General features: G+C 72.1%; 20 protein-coding genes. 12 read left to right on the top strand and 8 right to left on the bottom strand.

Going from position 1 to position 19,834, the window contains the following annotated elements:
• Window positions 1–84: 84 nt before the first annotated feature.
• Window positions 85–1,419: an isocitrate lyase gene (gene aceA / locus PX701_RS10720; RefSeq protein ID WP_231432097.1), complete on the bottom strand. Its 1,335-nt coding sequence runs from the start codon at window positions 1,417–1,419 to the stop codon at window positions 85–87.
• Between the two features lie 244 nt (window positions 1,420–1,663).
• Here aceA and PX701_RS10715 point away from each other — a divergent pair, with 244 nt between their 5' ends.
• Both PX701_RS10715 and PX701_RS10710 read left to right on the top strand, forming a co-directional pair.
• Window positions 1,664–2,026, top strand: coding sequence for a PadR family transcriptional regulator (locus PX701_RS10715; protein WP_231432098.1), 363 nt, complete (start codon window positions 1,664–1,666; stop codon window positions 2,024–2,026).
• Between the two features lies 1 nt (window position 2,027).
• Window positions 2,028–3,467, top strand: a complete 1,440-nt coding sequence (locus PX701_RS10710; protein ID WP_275506264.1) for a permease prefix domain 1-containing protein — start codon at window positions 2,028–2,030, stop codon at window positions 3,465–3,467.
• Between the two features lies 1 nt (window position 3,468).
• On the opposite strand, the gene PX701_RS10705 is transcribed toward PX701_RS10710, so the two are convergent.
• Window positions 3,469–4,140, bottom strand: coding sequence for a response regulator (locus PX701_RS10705; RefSeq protein ID WP_275506263.1), 672 nt, complete (start codon window positions 4,138–4,140; stop codon window positions 3,469–3,471).
• Window positions 4,137–5,351 (bottom strand): sensor histidine kinase, encoded by a 1,215-nt coding sequence (locus PX701_RS10700; protein WP_275506262.1) that lies wholly within the window; start codon window positions 5,349–5,351, stop codon window positions 4,137–4,139. The genes PX701_RS10705 and PX701_RS10700 overlap by 4 nt, the downstream gene beginning before the upstream one ends.
• A gap of 198 nt (window positions 5,352–5,549) precedes the next feature.
• Here PX701_RS10700 and PX701_RS10695 point away from each other — a divergent pair, with 198 nt between their 5' ends.
• The 6 genes from PX701_RS10695 to PX701_RS10670 all read left to right on the top strand — a co-directional run bounded on the left by PX701_RS10695 (window position 5,550) and on the right by PX701_RS10670 (window position 12,555).
• Window positions 5,550–6,221, top strand: coding sequence for a hypothetical protein (locus PX701_RS10695; RefSeq protein ID WP_231432102.1), 672 nt, complete (start codon window positions 5,550–5,552; stop codon window positions 6,219–6,221).
• A gap of 226 nt (window positions 6,222–6,447) precedes the next feature.
• Window positions 6,448–7,614, top strand: coding sequence for an ABC transporter ATP-binding protein (locus PX701_RS10690; RefSeq protein ID WP_275506261.1), 1,167 nt, complete (start codon window positions 6,448–6,450; stop codon window positions 7,612–7,614).
• A 100-nt stretch (window positions 7,615–7,714) separates the two neighbouring features.
• Window positions 7,715–8,896: a polyamine ABC transporter substrate-binding protein gene (locus PX701_RS10685; RefSeq protein ID WP_231432104.1), complete on the top strand. Its 1,182-nt coding sequence runs from the start codon at window positions 7,715–7,717 to the stop codon at window positions 8,894–8,896.
• Window positions 8,889–9,860: an ABC transporter permease gene (locus PX701_RS10680; RefSeq protein WP_231432105.1), complete on the top strand. Its 972-nt coding sequence runs from the start codon at window positions 8,889–8,891 to the stop codon at window positions 9,858–9,860. The genes PX701_RS10685 and PX701_RS10680 overlap by 8 nt, the downstream gene beginning before the upstream one ends.
• The gene (locus PX701_RS10675; protein ID WP_231432106.1) at window positions 9,857–10,792 is read left to right on the top strand and encodes an ABC transporter permease; all 936 of its coding nucleotides are present in this window, start codon (window positions 9,857–9,859) and stop codon (window positions 10,790–10,792) included. Before PX701_RS10680 ends, PX701_RS10675 begins: the two co-directional genes overlap by 4 nt.
• Window positions 10,793–10,899: 107 nt before the next feature.
• Entirely contained in the window at window positions 10,900–12,555 is a 1,656-nt protein-coding gene (locus PX701_RS10670; protein ID WP_231432107.1) for an amidohydrolase, read from the top strand.
• 130 nt (window positions 12,556–12,685) lie between these two features.
• Here the strand turns inward: PX701_RS10670 and PX701_RS10665 are convergent, their stop codons facing one another.
• Together PX701_RS10665 and PX701_RS10660 are read right to left on the bottom strand one after the other, a co-directional pair.
• Window positions 12,686–13,147, bottom strand: a complete 462-nt coding sequence (locus PX701_RS10665; RefSeq protein ID WP_231432108.1) for a hypothetical protein — start codon at window positions 13,145–13,147, stop codon at window positions 12,686–12,688.
• A gap of 131 nt (window positions 13,148–13,278) precedes the next feature.
• A complete protein-coding gene (locus PX701_RS10660; RefSeq protein ID WP_275506260.1) occupies window positions 13,279–14,277 on the bottom strand; it encodes a helix-turn-helix transcriptional regulator in 999 nt (332 codons plus the stop codon).
• Between the two features lie 102 nt (window positions 14,278–14,379).
• Between PX701_RS10660 and PX701_RS10655 the strand changes: the two genes are divergently transcribed.
• Window positions 14,380–14,814 (top strand): VOC family protein, encoded by a 435-nt coding sequence (locus PX701_RS10655; protein ID WP_231432110.1) that lies wholly within the window; start codon window positions 14,380–14,382, stop codon window positions 14,812–14,814.
• Window positions 14,815–14,877: 63 nt separating this feature from the next.
• Here the strand turns inward: PX701_RS10655 and PX701_RS10650 are convergent, their stop codons facing one another.
• Complete coding sequence (locus tag PX701_RS10650; protein WP_275506259.1) at window positions 14,878–15,750, bottom strand: NAD-dependent epimerase/dehydratase family protein; 873 nt, start codon at window positions 15,748–15,750, stop codon at window positions 14,878–14,880.
• Window positions 15,751–15,828: 78 nt separating this feature from the next.
• Here PX701_RS10650 and PX701_RS10645 point away from each other — a divergent pair, with 78 nt between their 5' ends.
• From PX701_RS10645 to PX701_RS10635, 3 genes are all read left to right on the top strand, one after another.
• On the top strand, window positions 15,829–16,209 hold the full coding sequence (locus PX701_RS10645; RefSeq protein ID WP_231432112.1) for a winged helix-turn-helix transcriptional regulator: 381 nt from the start codon (window positions 15,829–15,831) through the stop codon (window positions 16,207–16,209).
• Window positions 16,210–16,274: 65 nt separating this feature from the next.
• On the top strand, window positions 16,275–16,859 hold the full coding sequence (locus tag PX701_RS10640; protein WP_275506258.1) for a cysteine hydrolase family protein: 585 nt from the start codon (window positions 16,275–16,277) through the stop codon (window positions 16,857–16,859).
• Between the two features lie 126 nt (window positions 16,860–16,985).
• Complete coding sequence (locus PX701_RS10635) at window positions 16,986–18,494, top strand: XRE family transcriptional regulator (RefSeq protein ID WP_231432114.1); 1,509 nt, start codon at window positions 16,986–16,988, stop codon at window positions 18,492–18,494.
• 77 nt (window positions 18,495–18,571) lie between these two features.
• Here the strand turns inward: PX701_RS10635 and PX701_RS10630 are convergent, their stop codons facing one another.
• Window positions 18,572–18,976, bottom strand: a complete 405-nt coding sequence (locus PX701_RS10630; RefSeq protein ID WP_231432115.1) for a DUF7144 family membrane protein — start codon at window positions 18,974–18,976, stop codon at window positions 18,572–18,574.
• A gap of 142 nt (window positions 18,977–19,118) precedes the next feature.
• Window positions 19,119–19,796, bottom strand: a complete 678-nt coding sequence (locus tag PX701_RS10625; RefSeq protein ID WP_231432116.1) for a GAP family protein — start codon at window positions 19,794–19,796, stop codon at window positions 19,119–19,121.
• Window positions 19,797–19,834 lie beyond the last annotated feature (38 nt).

Raw genomic sequence — 19,834 nt, 5'->3', positions numbered from 1 at the left:
CCGGCCGAGGAGCGCGGAGCGGGTGTCGAGACCGGTGTGGTGGTCTCGACACGGCGCTTCGCGCCTCCTCGACCGACGGATGCGTCAGTGGTTGAACTGGTCTTCCTCGGTCGATCCGACGAGGGCGAGCGTGGCGCTCTGCGGGTTCAGCGCGGTGGCGATCTGGTCGAAGTAGCCGGTGCCGACCTCGCGCTGGTGGCGCGTGGCGGTGTAGCCGGCGGCCTCCGAGGCGAATTCCGCCTCCTGGAGCTCGACGTAGGCCGACATGTGACGCTCGTTGTAGTCCTTGGCGAGCGTGAACATGGAGTGGTTGAGGGCGTGGAAGCCCGCGAGGGTGATGAACTGGAACGCGTAGCCCATCGACGCGAGCTCCCGCTGGAACTTCGCGATCTGGTCGTCGTCGAGGTGGCGCTTCCAGTTGAACGACGGCGAGCAGTTGTACGAGAGGCGCTTGCCGGGGAACTTCGCGTGCACGGCCTCGGCGAACCGGCGGGCGAGCTCGAGGTCGGGCTCGGCCGACTCGACCCAGAGCAGGTCGGCGTACTCGGCGTAGGCGAGGCCGCGGGCGATGACCGGCTCGATGCCGTTCTGCACCTCGTAGAAGCCCTCGGCGGTGCGCTCGCCCGTCACGAACGGGCGGTCGCGCTCGTCGTGGTCGCTCGTCAGCAGCGTCGCGGCGAGCGCGTCGGTACGGGCGATGATGATCGACGGCACGCCCGCGACGTCGGCCGCGAGGCGGGCCGCGTTGATCGTGCGGATGTGCTGCGAGGTGGGGATGAGCACCTTGCCGCCCATGTGCCCGCACTTCTTCTCGCTCGCGAGCTGGTCCTCCCAGTGCACGCCCGCGGCTCCGGCCTCGATCATCTGGTGCATGAGCTCGTAGGCGTTGAGCGGTCCGCCGAAGCCCGCCTCGGCGTCGGCGACGATCGGCGCCATCCAGTCGGCGATGCCCGTGGCCGAGGCATCCGTCTCGATCTGGCCGGCCCGGAGGAGCGCGTTGTTGATGCGGCGCACGACGGCCGGCACCGAGTTCGCGGGGTAGAGCGACTGGTCGGGGTAGGTCTGGCCCGAGAGGTTCGCGTCGGCGGCGACCTGCCAGCCGCTCAGGTAGATCGCCTTGAGGCCCGCGCGAACCTGCTGCACGGCCTGGTTGCCGGTGAGGGCGCCGAGCGCGGCCGACCACTCGGGGTCCTCCATGCGCTCGAACGCGTTCCCGGTGTTCTTCTGGATGTTCTCCCAGAGCTTCTCGGCGCCGCGCTTGGCGAGCGTGCGCTCCTCCCGCACGGGGCCGCGGAGCGCGATGACGTCTTCGGCGGTGTAGTCGCGCTTGACGCCCTCCCAGCGCGGGTCGGCGTCCCACTCGAGCTGCAGCTCGGCAGCGGTCTGGGTCTGGTCGCCGGGGCGGGTGGGGGTGCTCATCGTCGTGCTCCTTCGGTCGTGCGGGGTCGTGATGCGGGATGCCTCATGGCGGGGCGTCCGCTCGTCGTGAAACCCATGCTGCGCCCGCCGGGACGGGCCGCATCGACGATCCGGGGGGTGAACTTCTGCGGTATTTCTGCGGCACGGAAGAAGCGCCACCGGTTGGCCGCCGCTCGCCTCCACCGGCGCCGTCGTGGTACCTTGCAGTTCTAGGTATCTAGCAGCTCAAGGTATGGAGACGGTCATGCGCATCGGCAAAGACCTGGTCGCGGCGGCCGCGACCCCCGTCGTGCTCGGCATCCTCGCCGAGGGCGAGTCGTACGGGTACGCGATCCTGCAGCGGATCACCGCCCTGTCGGGCGGTGAGCTCGAGTGGAGCGACGGCATGCTCTACCCCCTCCTGCACCGGCTCGAGCGACTCGGGCACGTGCACTCCGAGTGGCGTCAGAGCGACTCGGGCCGGCCGCGCAAGCACTACCGCCTGAGCGAGCAGGGTGAGGCGGTGCTCGCCGAGCAGCGCCGGCAGTGGTCGGTCGTCGGCGACGTGCTGAGCAAGGTGTGGCCCGACGACCGCCCCCGGCTGCGCCTCGCGCTCGGGGAGGTCTGACGTGCCGATCGACGCGCCCCACGACCTGCCGACCGACCTCGACGCGCTCGTCGCCTCGTGGCGGCGATGGATGCAGCGGCACGATGCGATGAGCGCGACCGACCTCGCCGAGCTCGAGAGCCACCTCTACGACACCGTCGACCACTTCGTCGCCGCCGGGCTCACCCCCGACGAGGCGTTCCTGGTCGCGGTGAAGCGCCTCGGCGCGACCGACGATCTCTCCCGCGAGTACGCACGAGAGCACTCCGAGCGGCTCTGGAAGCAGCTCGTGCTGACGGGCGACGGCGGCACCGACGCCGTCGATGAGGAGGACGCCGCCCGTCCCCTCCCGTTCCACCGCCGGGCGAACGGGCTCGCCGTCGCGCTGGCACTCGGCGCCGGCGCCGGCCTCGCCGTGAAGGCCGTGGACCTCGCGACCGACGACCCCGCCCAGGTCGTGCTGAACAGTGCCGTGATCGTGCTGCCGTTCCTCGCGCTCTGGTTCGCGTGGCGCCGCCGGCCCTCCCTCGGGGTGCTCGCGACCGTGGGCGCCGTCTTCCTCGTCACCGGGCTCGCGCTCAACCTCTACCCGTTCGCGGTCCCCGACACGGCCACCGCCGGAACCGAGGTCGCCGGGATCACCGCGGCGACGGAGATCATCGCGATGATCGGCTCGTTCGTCGTGCTCTGGCTCGCGGTCGGCATCGCCTACGCCGGCAGCGGCTGGCGCGACGAGCGCACCCGCATGGACGTCGTGCGCTTCAGCGGCGAGTGGTTCGTGTACTACCTGCTCATCGCCCTCGGCGGTGGCGCGCTCTCGGCGCTGACGGTCGCGGTGTTCGCCTCGATCGGCGTCGACGTGATGCAGTTCGTGGGCGAGTGGGTGCTGCCGCTCGGCGCGGCGGGAGCGGTGCTCGTCGCGGCGTGGCTCGTCGGGGCGAAGCAGCGCGTGATCGAGAACATCGCCCCCGTGCTCACGAAGGTCTTCACGCCCCTGTTCACCCTCTTGCTGCTCGCGCTCGTCGTCGCGGCGCTCGTGCAGTGGAACCTCGTCGACGCGAGCCGCGACCTGCTCATCGCCTTCGACGCCGTGCTCGTCGTGGTGGTCGGCCTCCTCGTCTACTCGATCTCGGCGCGCGACCCGCTGCTGCCGCCCGGGTGGTTCGACCGACTGCAGGCCCTGATGCTCGCGAGCGCCCTCGTGCTCGACGTGGTCGTCCTCATCGCGATGCTCGGGCGCACCGGCGAGTTCGGCTTCAGCGCGAACAAGACCGCGTCGCTCGGCCTCAACCTCATCCTGCTCGTCAACCTCGCCTGGGCGATGCGTCTGCAGGTCGGCTTCCTGCGGCGTCGCACGGGCTTCGGCGCGCTCGAGCGCTGGCAGACCGCGATGCTCCCGGTGTACTTCGCGTGGGCCGCGATCCTCGTCGTGGTCTTCCCGCCGCTGTTCGGCTTCGCCTGAGCTATCCGCCTGCCGCGTGTTCGCCGGGTCGCACGAGCCCCGACTCGTAGGCGGCGACGACGGCCTGCACCCGGTCGCGCACGCCGAGCTTCACGAACAGGCGGGTGATGTGCGCCTTGACCGTGGCCTCGCTGAGGAACAGCTCAGCGCCGATCTCGTGGTTCGAGAGCCCGCGCGCGATGAGCGACCACACCTCGCGCTCGCGTGGGGTGAGGTCGACGGATGCCGTCGCGCGCGCGTCGGGCGGCGGCGCCGCGAGGTAGCGCTCGATCAGCCGCCGGGTGAGCGAGGGCGCCAGCAGCGACTCGCCCGCGGCGATCGTGCGCACGGCGTCGACGAGCCGGTCGGGCGGTGCGTCCTTCAGCAGGAATCCCGAGGCGCCGGCCTGCAGTGCGCGGTACACGTACTCGTCGAGGTCGAAGGTCGTGAGCACGAGCACCCGCGGCGCTCCCGGCGCCCCGGCGATCCGACGCGTGGCCTCGATGCCGTCGAGGCCGGGCATGCGGATGTCCATGAGCACGACGTCGGGGCGGAGCCGGCGCACGAGCTCCACGGCCTCGATGCCGTCGCCCGCCTCGCCGACCACCTCGAGATCGGCCGCCTCGAGCAGACCGACGATGCCCGAGCGTACGAGCGCGTGGTCGTCGACGACGAGGAGCCGGGGGCCGCTCACGCGTGCGATCCGATCGGCAGGGGGCCGAGCGGAAGGCTCGCGGCGACGCGCCAGCCCGCCCCGGATGGGCCCGCCTCCAGCGACCCGCCGTACACCCGCACGCGCTCGCCCATGCCCGGCAGTCCACGCCCGCTGCCGGGGGCACCGGGGCGGACGACCGTCGGCGCCCCGTTCACGACCGCCACCACGACCGCCCGCTCGTCGCGCGAGACCCGCACCTCGACGGGCGCTCCAGCGGCGTGGGTGCGGACGTTGGTGAGCGACTCCTGGACGATGCGGTGCACCGCCAGGGCGTGGCCGTCGGGGATGTCGCGCGCCGGCTCGTCGACATGGAGGCGGCACTCGTGCCCGGCGGCCTCGGTCTCCGCGATGAGCTCGGGCAGGCCCGAGAGACCCGGCTGCGGCGCGTAGACCGCCCCGTCCTCGCGCAGCACGCCGAGGAGGTGCCGCATCTCGTCGAGGGCCGACTGCGCGGTGCCTCGCGTGAGGGTGAGATGGCGTCGCGCACGGTCGAGGTCCTTGTCGAGGAACTGCTCGGCGGCCCCGGCCTGCAACGCGACGATCGAGAGCGCGTGCGCGACGATGTCGTGGAGCTCTCGTGCGATGCGCACGCGCTCGGCGGCGACCGCGTCGGCGGCCAGGCGATCGGAGCTGTCGCGCGTGCGTTGCAGGGTGAGCGCGCGATGGCGGACCACGCGACCCGCCGTCCAGGTCGCGCCGACGAAGAACACCAGGAAGACGGTGCCGGCCGTCTCGATGCCGGGCGAGCCGAAGTAGCCGAGGACGTGGGCGCCGAGCATCGCCGCGATCGGCACGAGGCCGAGCAGCGCGGCCCGCCACCACGCCGCGATGCGCTCGGCGACCGTGAAGGTGGCGACGAGCAGGCTCGGGAACGGGTTGAAGGTCGCGTCCGGCCCGCTCGTCGCGGCGTGCAGCAGCAGCGCGCAGGCGACCGCGAGCATCACGAGCGCCGGAAACCGGCGCCGCACCACGAGCGGCAGCGAGACGGCGAGCGCGAAGCCGAGCTGGGCGATGACGTTCGCCGAGGGAACGAGCAGCGCCTCCAGCACCGCCCAGAGCGCGATACCGCCCGCGAGCGCGAGGTCGAACGGCGTGGTCCACGCGCGCCAGCCGCGGGCGCCGGGCGCGATCGGGCGGAGCACCTCGTGCTCGTCTCGCGCGCGCTCACTCGTGGGGTGCCGGCTCGTCACGCTCCGATGCTAGGCCGAGGAACGGCACCCACGACAGCGACGAAGGTCGGCATTCGGCCCCGATCCGAGTCGTATCCGGGGCCGCCCGCGAGTCGAGCCGCCCGTCGACCCTCGGACGATGCCGGCGCCTGCTGGCCGTCCGTAGCGTCGCATCGCCGGCCGATCGTGCCGGCCTCGAACTCGAACGGAAGGCCGACCATGGCACCCCTCACCGAATCCGGATCAGCGCCCGACCGGGAGCTCCGCCCATCGCCGCGTCCCACGGCCGGCACGCGGCCCGCCGGCGCCGCCTACCCCCGGCCCGGCCGCGTCGGCCACCGCCTCGCGGGCGCCGCGGCCCTCACCGCCGGAGCCCTGTCGATCGTGATCGGCACGTTGCAGATCCTCTTCCCGCAGGACGAGGATCCGACGATCGATCCGCGGACCCGGGTCATCCTCGCGATGTTCACGGTCAGCCTCTGGGCGCTCGCGGTGCTCTTCCTCGGACTGGCCCGGTACGCCGGATCGAGCTGGGGCGCGATCGTCGCCGCCGTCGGCACGGTCCTGCTCACCGTCGGCACCATCACGAGCGCCGTGAACGGCGTCGACCTCGAGTTCTTCCCGATCGTGGCGATGGCGGCCAATGCGCTGTGGCTCATCGGCTCGATCGCACTGTGCGTCTCGCTCGTACGCGCACGCCGGGTCGGCCTCTGGCTCGCGATCGCCCTGCCCTTCGTCCAGGTGCCGCTGCTCTTCCTCTCGCAGCTCGGCGGCGGCACGGTCGCGGGCGCCTACCTCGTGGCGGTGGGCTGCGTGCTCCTCGCGGGCCGCGTCCAGCAGCGTGCGCGCCGGCGCGAGCTCGAGGAACGCAGCGCGACACCCGGCGCCTGAACCGACGGCCCGGGCGGCACGGTGCGCGGATCACCGCGAGCCCCGACGCCGCCCGGGCATTCCGCACCACCGACCGTCCGGGCACCGACCGGACGGTCTGTCCGATGCCGGTCGCGGGTTCGTCTGGTTCGTCCAGTTCGGGCGTCGCGCGTTTGCGTCCGGTCGGGTGCGCGGATTGAATGGCGACGAACGCGACGAGGCGTCCGAGTGAAAGAGGTGCCGCACCGTGACCAGCGCAGCCACGATCGAGTCCAAGCCGACCACTTCCACGACCGGCGAGGCGCCCGGCACGGTCGTCGTCGATGCCGTCACGAAGCGCTACGGCAACGCGACCGCGGTCGACGGCATGTCGCTCACGATCGAACCGGGCGAGTTCATCTCGCTGCTCGGCCCCTCGGGCTGCGGCAAGACCACGACGCTGCGCATGATCGCCGGGTTCGAGCAGCCCGACGCCGGCGACATCCGCGTCTCGGGCCGTTCGGTGCTCGGCGTGCCGCCCTACCGCCGCGACGTGAACACGGTGTTCCAGGCCTACGCGCTCTTCCCGCACATGTCGGTCGCGGAGAACGTCGCCTACGGCCTGCAGCAGCGCCGCACGCCGAGGTCGGAGGTGCGCGACCGCGTGGTCGAGGCGCTCGACCTCGTGCAGATGCGCCGATTCGCCGACCGCAAGCCGACCCAGCTCTCGGGCGGACAGCAGCAGCGCATCGCGCTCGCGCGCGCACTCGTGAACCGTCCGTCGGTGCTGCTCCTCGACGAGCCGCTCGGTGCGCTCGACCGTCAGCTGCGCGAAGAGATGCAGCTCGAACTGAAGCTCCTGCAGTCGCGCCTCGGCATCACGTTCGTGTTCGTCACCCACGACCAGGGCGAGGCCCTCTCGATGAGCGACCGCATCGCGATCATGCGCGACGGCCGCATCGAGCAGCTCGCCGACGCCGACACCGTCTACGCGCGGCCCGCTTCGGCCTACGTCGCGGCGTTCGTCGGCCAGCAGAACTTCTTCCGCGGCGAGGTCGCCGAGGGCGGCGCGGCCGTCGCATCGACCCACGCGCTCGTGCGCGGTACGGCGTCCGAGCTCGCGGGGCTCGCGAACGGCCAGGCCGCGGTGCGGCCCGAGTTCGTCGAGATCGCCGCGGCCCGGTCGGATGCCTCGGCCGAGGTCAACCTCGCGCGCGGCACGCTGCTCGGGGTCTCGCACCTCGGCGAGACCATGCAGTACCTCGTGCGGCTCGGCGACGACCAGAGCCTCATCGTGCGCCGCCCCACCCCCGAGGCGCCGAACCTCACCGTCGGCGACCCCGTCGAGTGCTCGTGGCGCGCCGAGAGCGTGCTGCTGTTCCCCGCCGACGATGCGGCGAGCGCGGGCGGCTACGTCGCCCCGCCGACGGCCTGAGCCGGCCCGCAGCGCCGGCCACGGGGCATCCCGTCGCCGTGCGCACGTCTGCGACCTCCACCCCTGAACCGCGATCCCTTCCCATCACCAGGAGACTCCGATGACCGATTCCCTCCCCACCGTCCGCATCCTCGCTCACGAGAGCGCCGCGAAGGTCATCGGCCGCGAGCTCAACCGCCGCCGGTTCCTGAGCTTCGCCGCGGCCGCCGGCGCGACCGGCTTCCTCGCCGCGTGCTCGACGGGCGGCACCCAGGCCGCCCCCGTCGCGACCGGCGGCCCGCTCGAGTCGAAGCTCTCGATGTACACGTGGGGCGACTACGACGCGCCCGACGTGCTCGAGGCGTTCACCTCGGAGCTCGGACCGAAGATCACGCTGAGCTCGTTCAACTCGAACGAGGAGATGATCTCGAAGCTCGTCGCCGCGAAGGGCACGAGCGGCTTCGACATCGTCGTGCCGACCGGCACGTTCATCCCGCAGATGGTCGAGAACGGCCTGCTGCAGAAGCTCAACCACGACCTCATCCCGAACCTCGAGCACATGGACGCCGCCTTCGTCGGCCGCGCATGGGACCCCGAGAACGACTACTCGATCTGCAAGGCGTGGGGCACGACCGGCTTCGTCTACGACAAGACCGTCATCACGCGCGAGCTCAAGGACTGGAACGACTTCCTCGACGCCGCGCAGAACGAGGCGAGCGGCAAGACGTCGCTCCTCGACGACCCCGCCGAGCTCACCGGCCTCTACTTCTGGGCGAACGGCGTCGACTGGAACACGACCGACCCCGCCGAGCTCGACGCCGCCGAGGACTACCTCGTCAACACCCTCGCCCCGCACGTGTCGGCCTTCGACTCCTACCCGGGCGGTGCGGCCATCCCGCAGGCGACGCACGCACTGCTGCAGGCGTGGAACGGCGACGCCCGCATCGGCATCCTCGAGTCGGGCGACCCCGACCGCTGGCAGTGGGTGCTCGGTTCGCCCGACACCGAGATCTGGATGGACAACTGGGCGATCCCGACCGGTGCGCCGAACCCCGAGGCCGCGCACGCGTTCATCAACTACGTGCTCGACCCCGAGAACTCGCTCGCCGAGCTCGACTACATCGGCTACCACACGGGCGTCGCCGGCATCGAGGAGGCGGCGCAGGCCGCTGAGCTGCCGATGCTCGACCTCGTGTTCTTCACGCCCGAGCAGATCGAGACCATGAACGAGGGCGCGGTCACCGAGGCGCAGGCCCGCATCGTCGAGATCTGGAACGCGACGAAGGCGGCGGCGGGTGAGTAAGAGGTCCGGCGCCGCCCTCGCGATCCCCGCGTGGGCGTGGCTGCTGATCTTCTTCGTCGCGCCCGTCGCGATGGTGATCTGGTTCAGCTTCGGCTACAAGCCGGGCATCTTCGGCACGCACGCGAACGACGTGCTGTCGTTCGACCGCTACGCCGAGGCGATGTCGCCGACCTTCTTCGCGACGTTCCAGAACACGCTGTGGGTCGGCATCGCGGGCACGCTGCTGTGCCTCGTGGTCGGCCTGCCGGTCGCGTACTGGATGGCGGTCAAGGCGTCGCCCGCCCGGCGGGGCCTCCTCGTCGCGCTCGTGATGGTGCCGTTCTGGACCAACTTCCTCGTGCGCACGATCGGCTGGCAGGTCATCCTCGCACCCGAGGGGTGGCTGTCGACGACGCTGCAGCAGGTCGGGCTCATCGGCGGCCCGCTCGACATCCTGTACACCCGCGGGGCCGTGCTGCTCGGCGTGGTCTACAACTACCTGCCGCTCATGATCCTGCCGCTGTTCGTCGCGTTCGACCGGGTCGGCCCACCGCTGCGCGAGGCCTCGAAGGACCTCGGCGCCGGCAAGTGGACGACGTTCTTCCGGGTGACCCTGCCGCTCGCCCGGCCGGGCGTCGTCGCGGGCGTGCTGCTCGTGTTCATCCCGCTCATGGGCGACTACATCACCGCGACCGTGCTCGGCGGTGCGAAGGGCAACATGGTGGGCCAGCTCGTGGCGAGCCAGTTCCAGACCGCGCAGAACTGGGCGCTCGGCTCGGCGATGGCGGTGCTCCTGATCATCGTGATCATGCTGACCGTCGCCGTCGGCGCGCTCGTCGTGTGGCTCGTGACGCTGCCGTTCCGCTCGCGCAACCGGCTCGTGATCGGCGACGCGGCGAACGCCGCACCGGCTCGCCCGGTGACGACGGCGATCGCGGCGATCCGCTCCCGGCCCGCGCCGGCCGACGAGGAGGTCTCCGCATGACCGTCCAGCAGTCCCAGCCGCAGCAGCAGGCCCCGGCGCCGGAGCAGTCGAAAGGCCCGGGCACGACCCCGGCCGCGGTGCGGCAGCACCGGCGACGCCGCCCGTGGTCCGACATCGTGCTCAACGTGTGGGGCGTCGCGGTCTTCGCGTTCCTGTTCGCGCCGATCGTCGTCATCATCCTGTCGTCGTTCAACGTCGGCCGCCTCCTCGTGTCATGGCAGGCCTTCGGCTTCGACTCCTTCCTCGCGATCGCCTCGAAGCCCGCGATCCGCGACGCCGTCTGGATCTCGGTGCAGACGGGCTTCATCGCGGCGATCGTGGCGACGCTGCTCGGCACGCTCGCCGGCATCGCGATGGCGAGGCATCCCGGCAAGTGGGTCTGGTGGTTCCTCGGGTTGCTGCTGCTCGTCTCGGTGACCCCCGAGATCGTCGACGCCGTCGCCCTGCTGCCGTGGATGGTGTTCCTCGGCCAGGATCTCGGCCTCGCGATCTTCAACGACGGCATCGTGCGCCTCGTGGTCGGCCATTCGCTGTTCTCGGTCGCGGTCGTGTCATACCTCGTCCGGGCCCGCCTCGTCGGCCAGGACGCGCAGCTCGAGGAGGCCTCCGCCGACCTCTACGCGAAGCCGTTCAACACGTTCCGCCGCGTGACGCTGCCCCTCGCCATGCCCGCCGTGCTGGCCGGCTTCCTGCTGTCGTTCACGTTGAGCCTCGACAACACGGTCATCGCCGCGTTCGTGCAGGTGTCGGGCACGACGCCGTGGCCCGTCTACGTGCTGAGCGCGCTGCGCAGCGGCCTGCGGCCCGAGATCGCCGCGGTGTCGACGATCATGCTCGTGCTCACGCTCATCGCGCTCGGTCTCGTGGCGTACGTGCTGCGCCGGGCCGGCGACTCGGCCGCCGACATCGCACGCACCATGAGCGGCGGCTGATCCGCCGCACCGCACCGACGAGGGAGCGCGACGAGACCATCGCGGCTCGTCGCGCTCCCTCGGCGTCCGCCCCGATCACCCCACCGCCGCCACGAAAGGACTCGCCCATGCCCCACGCCGACCTCGTCTTCACCGGCGGCCCCGTCTTCACCGCGAACACGGTGCGTTCGCGCGCCACGGCCGTCGCCGTGCGGGCCGGCCGCATCGTCGCCGTCGGCACCGATCACGACGTGCGCGACCTCGTCGGCCCGGGCACCGAGGTCGTCGACCTCGGCGGGCGCCTGCTCGTGCCCGGCTTCCAGGACGCGCACGTGCACCCCGTGTGGGGCGGCCTCGACATGCTGCGCTGCGACCTGCGCGACGGCGAGAGCGAGGCCGACTACCTCGAGACGATCGCGGCGTACGCCGCGTCGCACCCGGATGCCTCGTGGGTGCAGGGCGGCGGATGGTCGATGTCGGCCTTCCCGGGCGGGACGCCGACCGCCGCGGCGCTCGACCGGGTGCTGCCCGACCGTCCGGCGTTCCTGCCCAACCGCGACGGCCACGGCGCCTGGGTGAACTCGGCGGCCCTGCGTCTCGCCGGCATCGACCGGGGCACGCCCGACCCCGCCGACGGCCGCATCGAGCGCGACGCCGCCGGCGAGCCGACCGGGACGCTGCACGAGGGCGCGATGGACCTCGTTCGCCGCCACCTCCCCGAGACGACGCCGGCCGAGCTCGTCGACGCCGTGCTCGAGGGGCAGCGCTACCTGCACTCGTTCGGCGTCACGGCCTGGCAGGATGCGATCGTCGGCGACTACGGGGTCGGCGACGACCCCGGGCTCGCCTACCTCGCCGCGGCCGCCGCGGGCACCCTCACCGGCCGCGTCGTCGGCGCCCTCTGGTGGGACCGCACGCGCGGCCTCGAGCAGATCGACTCGCTCGTCGAGCGCCGCGAGCGCTACCGGGGCGGGCGCTTCGCCGCGACGAGCATCAAGGTCATGCAGGACGGCGTCGCCGAGAACTTCACGGCCTCGATGCTCGAGCCGTACTGCGACGGCCACGGCCACGCGACCGACAACTCGGGCATCTCGTTCGTGCCGCCCGAGATCCTGAACGAGGCGGCCCCGCGGCTCGACGCCCTCGGCTTCCAGCTGCACTTCCACGCGATCGGCGACCGCGCGGTGCGCGAGTGCCTCGACGCCGTCGAGCACGCGATCGCGCGCAACGGCCGCAGCGACCACCGCCACCACATCGCGCACCTGCAGGTCGTGCACCCCGACGACGTGTCGCGATTCCGCGAGCTCGGCGTGGTCGCGAACATGCAGTCGCTGTGGGCGGCGCTCGAGCCGCAGATGGTCGATCTGACGCTGCCGTTCCTCGGCTCGCCGCGCGACGCGTGGCAGTACCCGTTCGGCGACCTGCTGCGCGCGGGCGCCGTGCTCGCGGCAGGCAGCGACTGGTCGGTCTCGACGCCGAACCCGCTCGCCGCGATCCACGTCGCGGTGAACCGGGTGTCGGCGCCGGGCGAGGAGGAGGGCGAGTACCCGCCGTTCCTCCCCGAGCAGGCGATCGACCTCGCGACCTCGCTCACCGCGTACACGGCGGGGTCGGCGTACGTGAACCACCTCGACGAGACCGGCACGATCGAGGTCGGCAAGCTCGCCGACCTCGCCCTGCTCGACCGAGACCCCTTCGCCGGGCCCGCCGACGCGATCGGCGCGACGCGCGTGCTGCAGACCTTCGTCGAGGGCGAGCGCGTCTACGCGGCAGGCGACGCCTGATCGGGATGCCGCGGGCGTGCGCTTCGTCGTCGTGGCATCGCCCGACGACAGGGGCCCGGCACGAGGCATCCCTGAGATGCGGGAAGCGGGGGCGCACCCGAAGGTGCGCCCCCGCTCCGCAATCCGTGCGTTACGCGCAGATCGTGGTGAGCTCCGTGATGCTCGTGGTGAGCGACTCGAGGTGGTCGCTCATCGCCGAGATGTCGGCGTTCGCCGGGTCGGCGAGCATGCCGTCGACGTACTCGACGTACTCGTTCATGGCGGTCGCGGCACCGTCGAGCGCGGGCTTGACGTCGGCGTTCGAGACCTGGTCGGCCGCGTCACCAACCTTGGCCTGGGCACCCTTGAACGCCTCGAGCGCGGCGGTCGGGTCGCTCGCGTCGACCGACGAGAGCGACTGCAGGTCGGTGAGGGTGCCCTCGACGATCTCGCACGCCTCCTCCTTGCTCTGGTCGGCGGCGGGTGCGGCCTCGGCGCTGTCGGCCTTCGAGTCGGACTTCGCGTCGTCGGCGGAGCCGGTGGCGGCACAACCCGTGAAGAGCAGCGCGAGCAGCGCGAACGAGGCGGCGGCGAGCGGACGTGATGCAGTCATCTGTGTGATTCCCCTGGATTTTCGGTACCGAGTCGTTCCCGGTCCCCCGCTCCATCCAAGCAGGAGGCACCGACAGCGCGAAATGGGGACCCGTCCCCATCGCCGGCCGACCGCCGTCGAGCGCCGCCGGGTCAGGGGTACCGCGCCGTGAGGGCGACGCCGACCTGGGCGAGTCGTCCACGGAGTCCGACGGGTGCGACGACCTCGATCTCCGCAGCCCAGCCCGCGAGTCGTCGAACGAGGACCGTCTCGCTCTGGGCGACGACGCGCACCCGCACCCGCCCGTCGCGCACGTCGCCGGGGCCGTCGACGTCGTCGTGGACCTCCTCGTCGACGAGGCCCCCGACCCAGCCGCGGAACTCGTCGGCCGCGGCCGGGTCGACGAGCACGACGGCCTCGACGCGGCGGCGAGCGCGCTGCGCGGCGGCGCGCAGGTCGGCCCAGGCGACATCGAGGTCGAAGCCCCCGGGCGGCTCGAACCGCTCGGCGAGCGCCTCGACGTCGGCCATGCGATCGACGCGGTAGCTCCGTCGATCGGCGACGTCGGGCGGCACGTCCGCCGAGTCGTGCGGCACCCGGTCGGCGATCAGGTACCACGTGCCGCGCGTGTCGATGAGACCGAGCGGGCGCACGGTGCGCGACGCCGGCTCGCCGCCCCAGCGCGTGTAGGTGAAGCGCACGACACGTCGCTCGACCACCGCCGCCTGCAGCACCTCGACCCGGTGCGACGGCCGGGTCGCCGGCGCATCCCACCCGCCGGAGTCGACGACGATCGACTCGGCGGCGGCCTCGGCCTCGGCGCGGAACGTCGCGGGCAGGGCCCGCAGCACCTTGCGCAGGGCCGAGCGCGCCTCCTCGCTCTCACCGGCGCGAGGTCCGAACAGGAGGAACAGCGCTCGCGCCTCGGCCGCCGTGAAGCCGCTGAGGTCGGTGCGGCCCTCGCCGAGGAGCTGCCAGCCGCCGCCCCGGCCCGGCTGCGGGTAGACGGGGATCCCGGCCGCCGACAGCGCCTCGAGGTCGCGGCGGGCCGTGGCGACCGAGATCTCGAGCTCCTCGGCGAGCTGCCTCGCGGTCACCCTGCCTCGCGCCTGCATGACGAGGAGGGTCGCGACGAGTCGGTCTGCACGCATGTTCCGATTCTCGTCGCAAAAGTAGTCAATAGGTGAGCACTTCTGCGTTCGATCATGGATTCATCAGGGCGACGACCGGTCGCCGAGGACGAGGAGAATCCCATGCTGCGAGGCATCGCCACCATCAACTGCTACGTCGACGACCCCGCCGCGGCCGCGGCCTGGTACACCGAGGTGCTCGGCATCGAGCCGTACTTCAGCCGTCCCGGCCCCGACGGGAGCCCGGCCTACGTCGAGTTCCGCATCGGCGACCACCAGCAGGAACTCGGGTTCATCGACCGGCGGTTCGCGCCGGCGGGGCTCGGCGCCGGCACCGGCGGCGCGCTCGTGCACTGGCACGTCGACGACCTGGAGCGGGCGGTCGCGCGGCTCGTCGAGCTCGGCGCGACGCCCCTCATGCCGATCACGGAGCACGGCCCCGGTTTCGTCACGGCCTCGGTCGTCGACCCGTTCGGCAACGTCCTCGGCGTGATGACCAACGTGCACTACCTCGACATGCTCGGCGGGCCGGCGCCCGTGCTCGCGCGCGAGGGCTGAGCCGGCCGGGGGCCGCAGGCGGGTGATCGGCCGCCCGGGTCCCCGACCCGGGCGGCCCGTCCGTCAGGCGACGGATGCCTCGTCGGCGACGATCTCGTCGATCACGCTCGTGCGCTCCGGAACCCAGCCGAGTGCGCGGGCCTTCGCGCCGAATGCACGCTGGTCGAGGAGCAGCGCATCGGCGAACGCCTCGCCGAGCCGCGAGCGCGAGCGCCCGGCGCCCTCAGCGACGACGCCCGTGGCACCTCCCCGACCGACGACCGCCTCGGCGACCTCGCGCACGGTCGTCGGCGATCCGTCGCTGCCGACGACCCGGCCGAGCCCTGACTCGTGCTCGACCGCGAGCCGGTACAGGCGCGCGAGGTCGTCGACGTGCACCCACGTCCAGTGCTGGTCCCCGTCGCCGATGAGCTCGAGGCGGCCGGCGGCGTCGCGCGGCGCCTCCACGACCAGCCCGGAGAGCCCGCGACCGCGCCCGTAGACGACGCCCGGTGCGATGACCGTCACCGCATCGGATGCCGCGAGCAGCCGCTCCTCGATCGGCACCCGCCACGCGACCAGTTCCGGCGGGTTGGGCACGGCGTCGTCGTCGAGGTCGTCGCCCGCGCCGTACGCCCAGATGCCGCCGGTGTGCACGTACCGGCGGCCGGTGCCCGCGAAGGCGTCGAGCACCGCCCCCGCGATCGCCCTGTCGAACGCGGCCGCATCGGCGGCGGGCGCCGCGGTGTGGATCGCCGCGTCGACGCCGTCGAGCCGACGCGCGAGCCACGAGGCATCCGTCAGTTCGCCGATCGCCGCGGTCGCGCCGCGCACGGTGACGTCGTCGGCCGCGCGCTCGCTGCGCACGGCCGCGACGACGTCGTGTCCCGCGCCGACGAGTTCATCGAGCACGGCCGATCCGATGTATCCGGTCGCCCCGGTCAGTAGAATCCTCATGCCTGAGACGCTACGGACGCGTCGCCGGTTACTTCAACGGAAGTTCCCTCGGGGGAACCGCACCTGCACGGGGGTCCGATGTCCGAGCCGAACGCCATCACCGCAGAGCCGTGGAGCGTGCTCGCGCCCGACTGCCCGAGCCGGGTCATCTTCGGGCGCATCGGCGAGCGCTGGACCATGTTCGTCATCCTCGCGCTCTCGCGCGCCGGCACCCTGCGATTCACCGAGCTGCGCGCCCGCGTCGGCGAGGTCACGCCGAAGGTGCTCACCGAGACGCTCCGGGCGCTCGAGGGCGACGGGCTCGTCGAGCGCCGCGCCTTCGCCGACTCGCCGCCCCGCGTCGAGTACTCGCTCACCCCGCTCGGCGAGTCGCTGCTCGAGCCGATCGGCGCGTTGCGCGACTGGGCCGAGCGGCACGTGCCCGAGGTGCTCGCGTCGCGCGAGCGCGCGCTCGGCTGACGCACGCCGCGCACACGCGAGCACCGCGTGTCGAGAGCACCCACCCGTCGCGCTACGGTGGGCGGGTGACCCGCGTGCTGCTCATCATCGACATCCAGCAGGACTACTTCCCGGGCGGGCGGCACCCGCTCGTCGACCCCGATGCCGCGGCCGCCGCAGCGGCGCGCCTGCTCGCCGCGTGGCGCGAGCGCGGCGAGCCGGTCGTGCACGTGCAGCACGTCTGGGACGCGCCCGACGCCGCGTTCTTCCAGCCGGGCACGCCGGGCGTCGAGATCCATCCGGTCGTCGCACCGCGCGCGGACGAAGCCCTCGTCACGAAGTCGAATCCGAACGCCTTCCTCGAGACCGACCTCGCCGAGCGCCTCGACGAGCTGGCCCGCAGCGCCGCGACGCCGGGCGACCCGATCAGCCCGGTCGACCTCGTCGTCGCGGGCATGATGTCGAGCATGTGCGTCGACGCGACCGTGCGCGCCGCCGCCGACCGCGGTCATGCCGTCGCCGTCGCGCACGACGCGTGCGCCGCACCCGACCTCGAGTTCGACGGCGTCGTCGTCCCGGGTGCCCAGGTGCACGCGGCGTTCATGGCGGCGCTCGCCGACGGCTACGCCGCGGTCGACCTCGCCGACGAGATCATGGCGCGCATAGCGTAGTTTCGAGGTTATTCCGGCGCGCGACATCCAAATTCAGCCCGAAGCGGGGCCGAAGTCCCGAATCTCGCAGAACTTCGCAATTTCTTCCGTTTGCGGGAACGCCGCGCGCGTGTGACCATCGATGGCATGATCACCGCCGATCGCGCGCACCTCGCCCCCGTCGAACCGGCGGGCGCGCCCGCCGCCGCGCCCGAAGGGGCCGGTGAGCTCGACGCCCTCACGCTCGGCCGCCGCATCCGGGAGCGCCGGGTCGCACGAGGGATGACGCTCGGCGAACTGGCCCGCGCGATCGACCGGGCGCCCAGCCAGGTGTCGGCGATCGAGAACGGCAAGCGCGAGCCGCGACTGTCGATGCTGCGCACGATCGCCCTCGCGCTCGGCACGAGCGTCGACGAGCTGCTGCGCACCGATGCGCCGAGCGAGCGGGCCGCCCTCGAGATCGCCGTCGAACGCGCTCAGCGGGGCCCGGTCTTCTCGGCGCTCGGACTCGACCCCTTCCGCGTGGCGAAGTCGATGAGCGACCAGACCCTGCAGACGATCCTCGCGCTGCACAACGAGATCGACCGCCTGCACCGCGAGCGCGCCGCGACCCCCGAGGAGGCGCGCCGGGCGAACGCCGAGCTGCGCGCCGAGATGCGCGCCCGCGACAACTTCTACCCCGAGCTCGAGCAGAAGGCGGCCGAGCTGCTCGAGGCCGTCGGCCACACCGGGGGCCCGGTCTCGCACCAGCTCGTCGCCGACATGGCGACCCACCTCGGCTACTCGCTGCACTACGTCGGCGACCTGCCGCACTCCACCCGCTCGGTGACCGACAAGCGCAACGGCCGCATCTACCTGCCGACCCAGCAGTCGCCGTCGCGCGACTCCCGCTCCCCCATCCTGCAGGCGCTCGCGAGCCACCTGCTGGGTCACGAGGAGCCTGCGAGCTACGGCGACTTCCTGCGCCAGCGCATCGAGACCAACTACCTGACCGCAGCGATCCTGCTGCCCGAGCAGGCCGCGGTGCGCTACCTCACCGAGGCGAAGAACCTGCGGCGCATCTCGATGGAGGAACTGCGCGACCACTTCGCGGTCTCGTACGAGACGGCGTCGCACCGGTTCACGAACCTCGCGACGGCCCGCCTCGACATCCCCGTGCACTTCATGAAGGTGCACGAGTCGGGCACGATCATCAAGGCGTACGAGAACGACCGGGTGCGGTTCCCCTCCGACGCGCTCGGCGCCGTCGAGGGCACCACCGTCTGCCGCAACTGGACCGCTCGCACGGTCTTCGACGTCGACGACCGCTTCAGCCCCTGGTACCAGTACACCGACACGCCGTCGGGCACGTTCTGGTGCACGTCGCGCATCGAGAAGGCCAAGGAGGGCGAGTACTCGGTCTCGGTCGGCGTGCCGTTCGAGCACGTCAAGTGGTTCCGCGGCCGGGAGACACCGCATCGTGCGGTTTCTCGCTGCCCCGATCCGTCGTGCTGCCAGGCTCCCGCGGGCCTCGCCGAGAAGTGGGCGGATGCCTCGTGGCCGGCCGCGCGCACTCCGACATCGCTGCTCGCGGCGCTGCCGACGGGCACGTTCCCCGGCGTCGACCAGACCGAGGTGTACGAGTTCCTCGAGCAGCACGCACCGGCGCTCGGCTGACGGCCGAACGACGAAGGAGCGCACCGGGACCCTCACGGGGTCCCCGATGCGCTCCTCCGGCCGGCGCCGGCGTCGACTCAGCGCGCGGCGGCCTTCAGCTCGCGTCCGTGCACCGTCAGCGCGTAGATCACGAGGATGTCGAGCACGATCAGGATGATCGACAGCCAGGGCTGCGCGGGAATCAGGAAGAGCTGCCCGATCGCGTTGACGATCGCGAGGATGATCGCGATGACCCGTGCCCAGGTGGCGCCTCCGAAGAGCGCGAGCGACGTGATGATCAGGAAGGCGCCGATGATCAGGTGCCACCAGCCCCACCCGGCGACGTTCATCATGAACAGGTTCTCGCTCGTGAGGAAGTAGGCGCTGTCGGGGCCGATGATGGCCATGAGTCCGTAGATCGCGTCGAAGATACCCGCGATCAGCAGCACGATCGCAGCGAAGTATCCCCAGCCGACCCAGCCGGTGGTTTCGGTGTCGCTCATTTCGGTTCCTCCCTGTGGGGTTGGACGGGCGCCCGGGAGTGAACCCGCGCGTCGCCTCGGTTGCCGTCACGGTACCGAGCCGCGACCCGCACAGGCATCACTCAGGTTGCGTGATTCGCAGCCCCGGCGAGGTCTCGCGGGGTCAGAGCCGCCCGATGCCCGAGACGATGACGAACACGCCGATCACGACGAGGATCAGGCCCGTGATCGACCGGCTGTTCCGCGACATCCAGTCGCGCATGCTCGTGAGGCGGGGGGCGGTGCGCCGGGGCGCGACCTTCGCCGAGACGATGGGCACGGCGACGGTCGAGGCCCCGATGACGACGAAGCACGCGATCACCACGACCGACTCCACGGCCGTGAGCCCGGCGCCGCGGATGGAGAGCGCCGCCGCGACGACGAGCAGCAGGCTCTTCGGCCGGATGTTGAGCACCGCGCCGAGCGTGAACGCCTCGCCCGGGCCGAGCCGGCTGATGCGCCCGAGCCACTTCGGCGGCTGGTCGGCGGGGGTGCGCGGAGCACGCAATCGTCCCACGATGGCGACGACGATGATGAGCGCGCCGACGATGATCTCGGCGATGCCGACGGCCTGCTCGGGCTCGCGCTGCGACCCCTGGCGCGGCAGCACCTGCGCGAGCGCCGTGCACCCGATGACGAGCGCGGTCATGCCGACGAGCCATCCCGCGAGGAACGGCCCGGCGACCCGGTCGCCGTTCGGCGACAGCAGGATGGAGAGCGTGACGAGGATCGGCACGGAGCTCGCCGCGACCGCGACCGCGATCGGCACGACATGCGCGAATGCCTGAAGCGTTCCGCTCATGCCGCGCCGATCGCGGACTCGTCAGTTCTCTGCGTGTT

Source organism: Agromyces chromiiresistens, from assembly GCF_029167465.1.
Lineage (GTDB): Bacteria > Actinomycetota > Actinomycetes > Actinomycetales > Microbacteriaceae > Agromyces > Agromyces chromiiresistens.
This window is presented reverse-complemented; position numbering and strand designations above follow the sequence as displayed.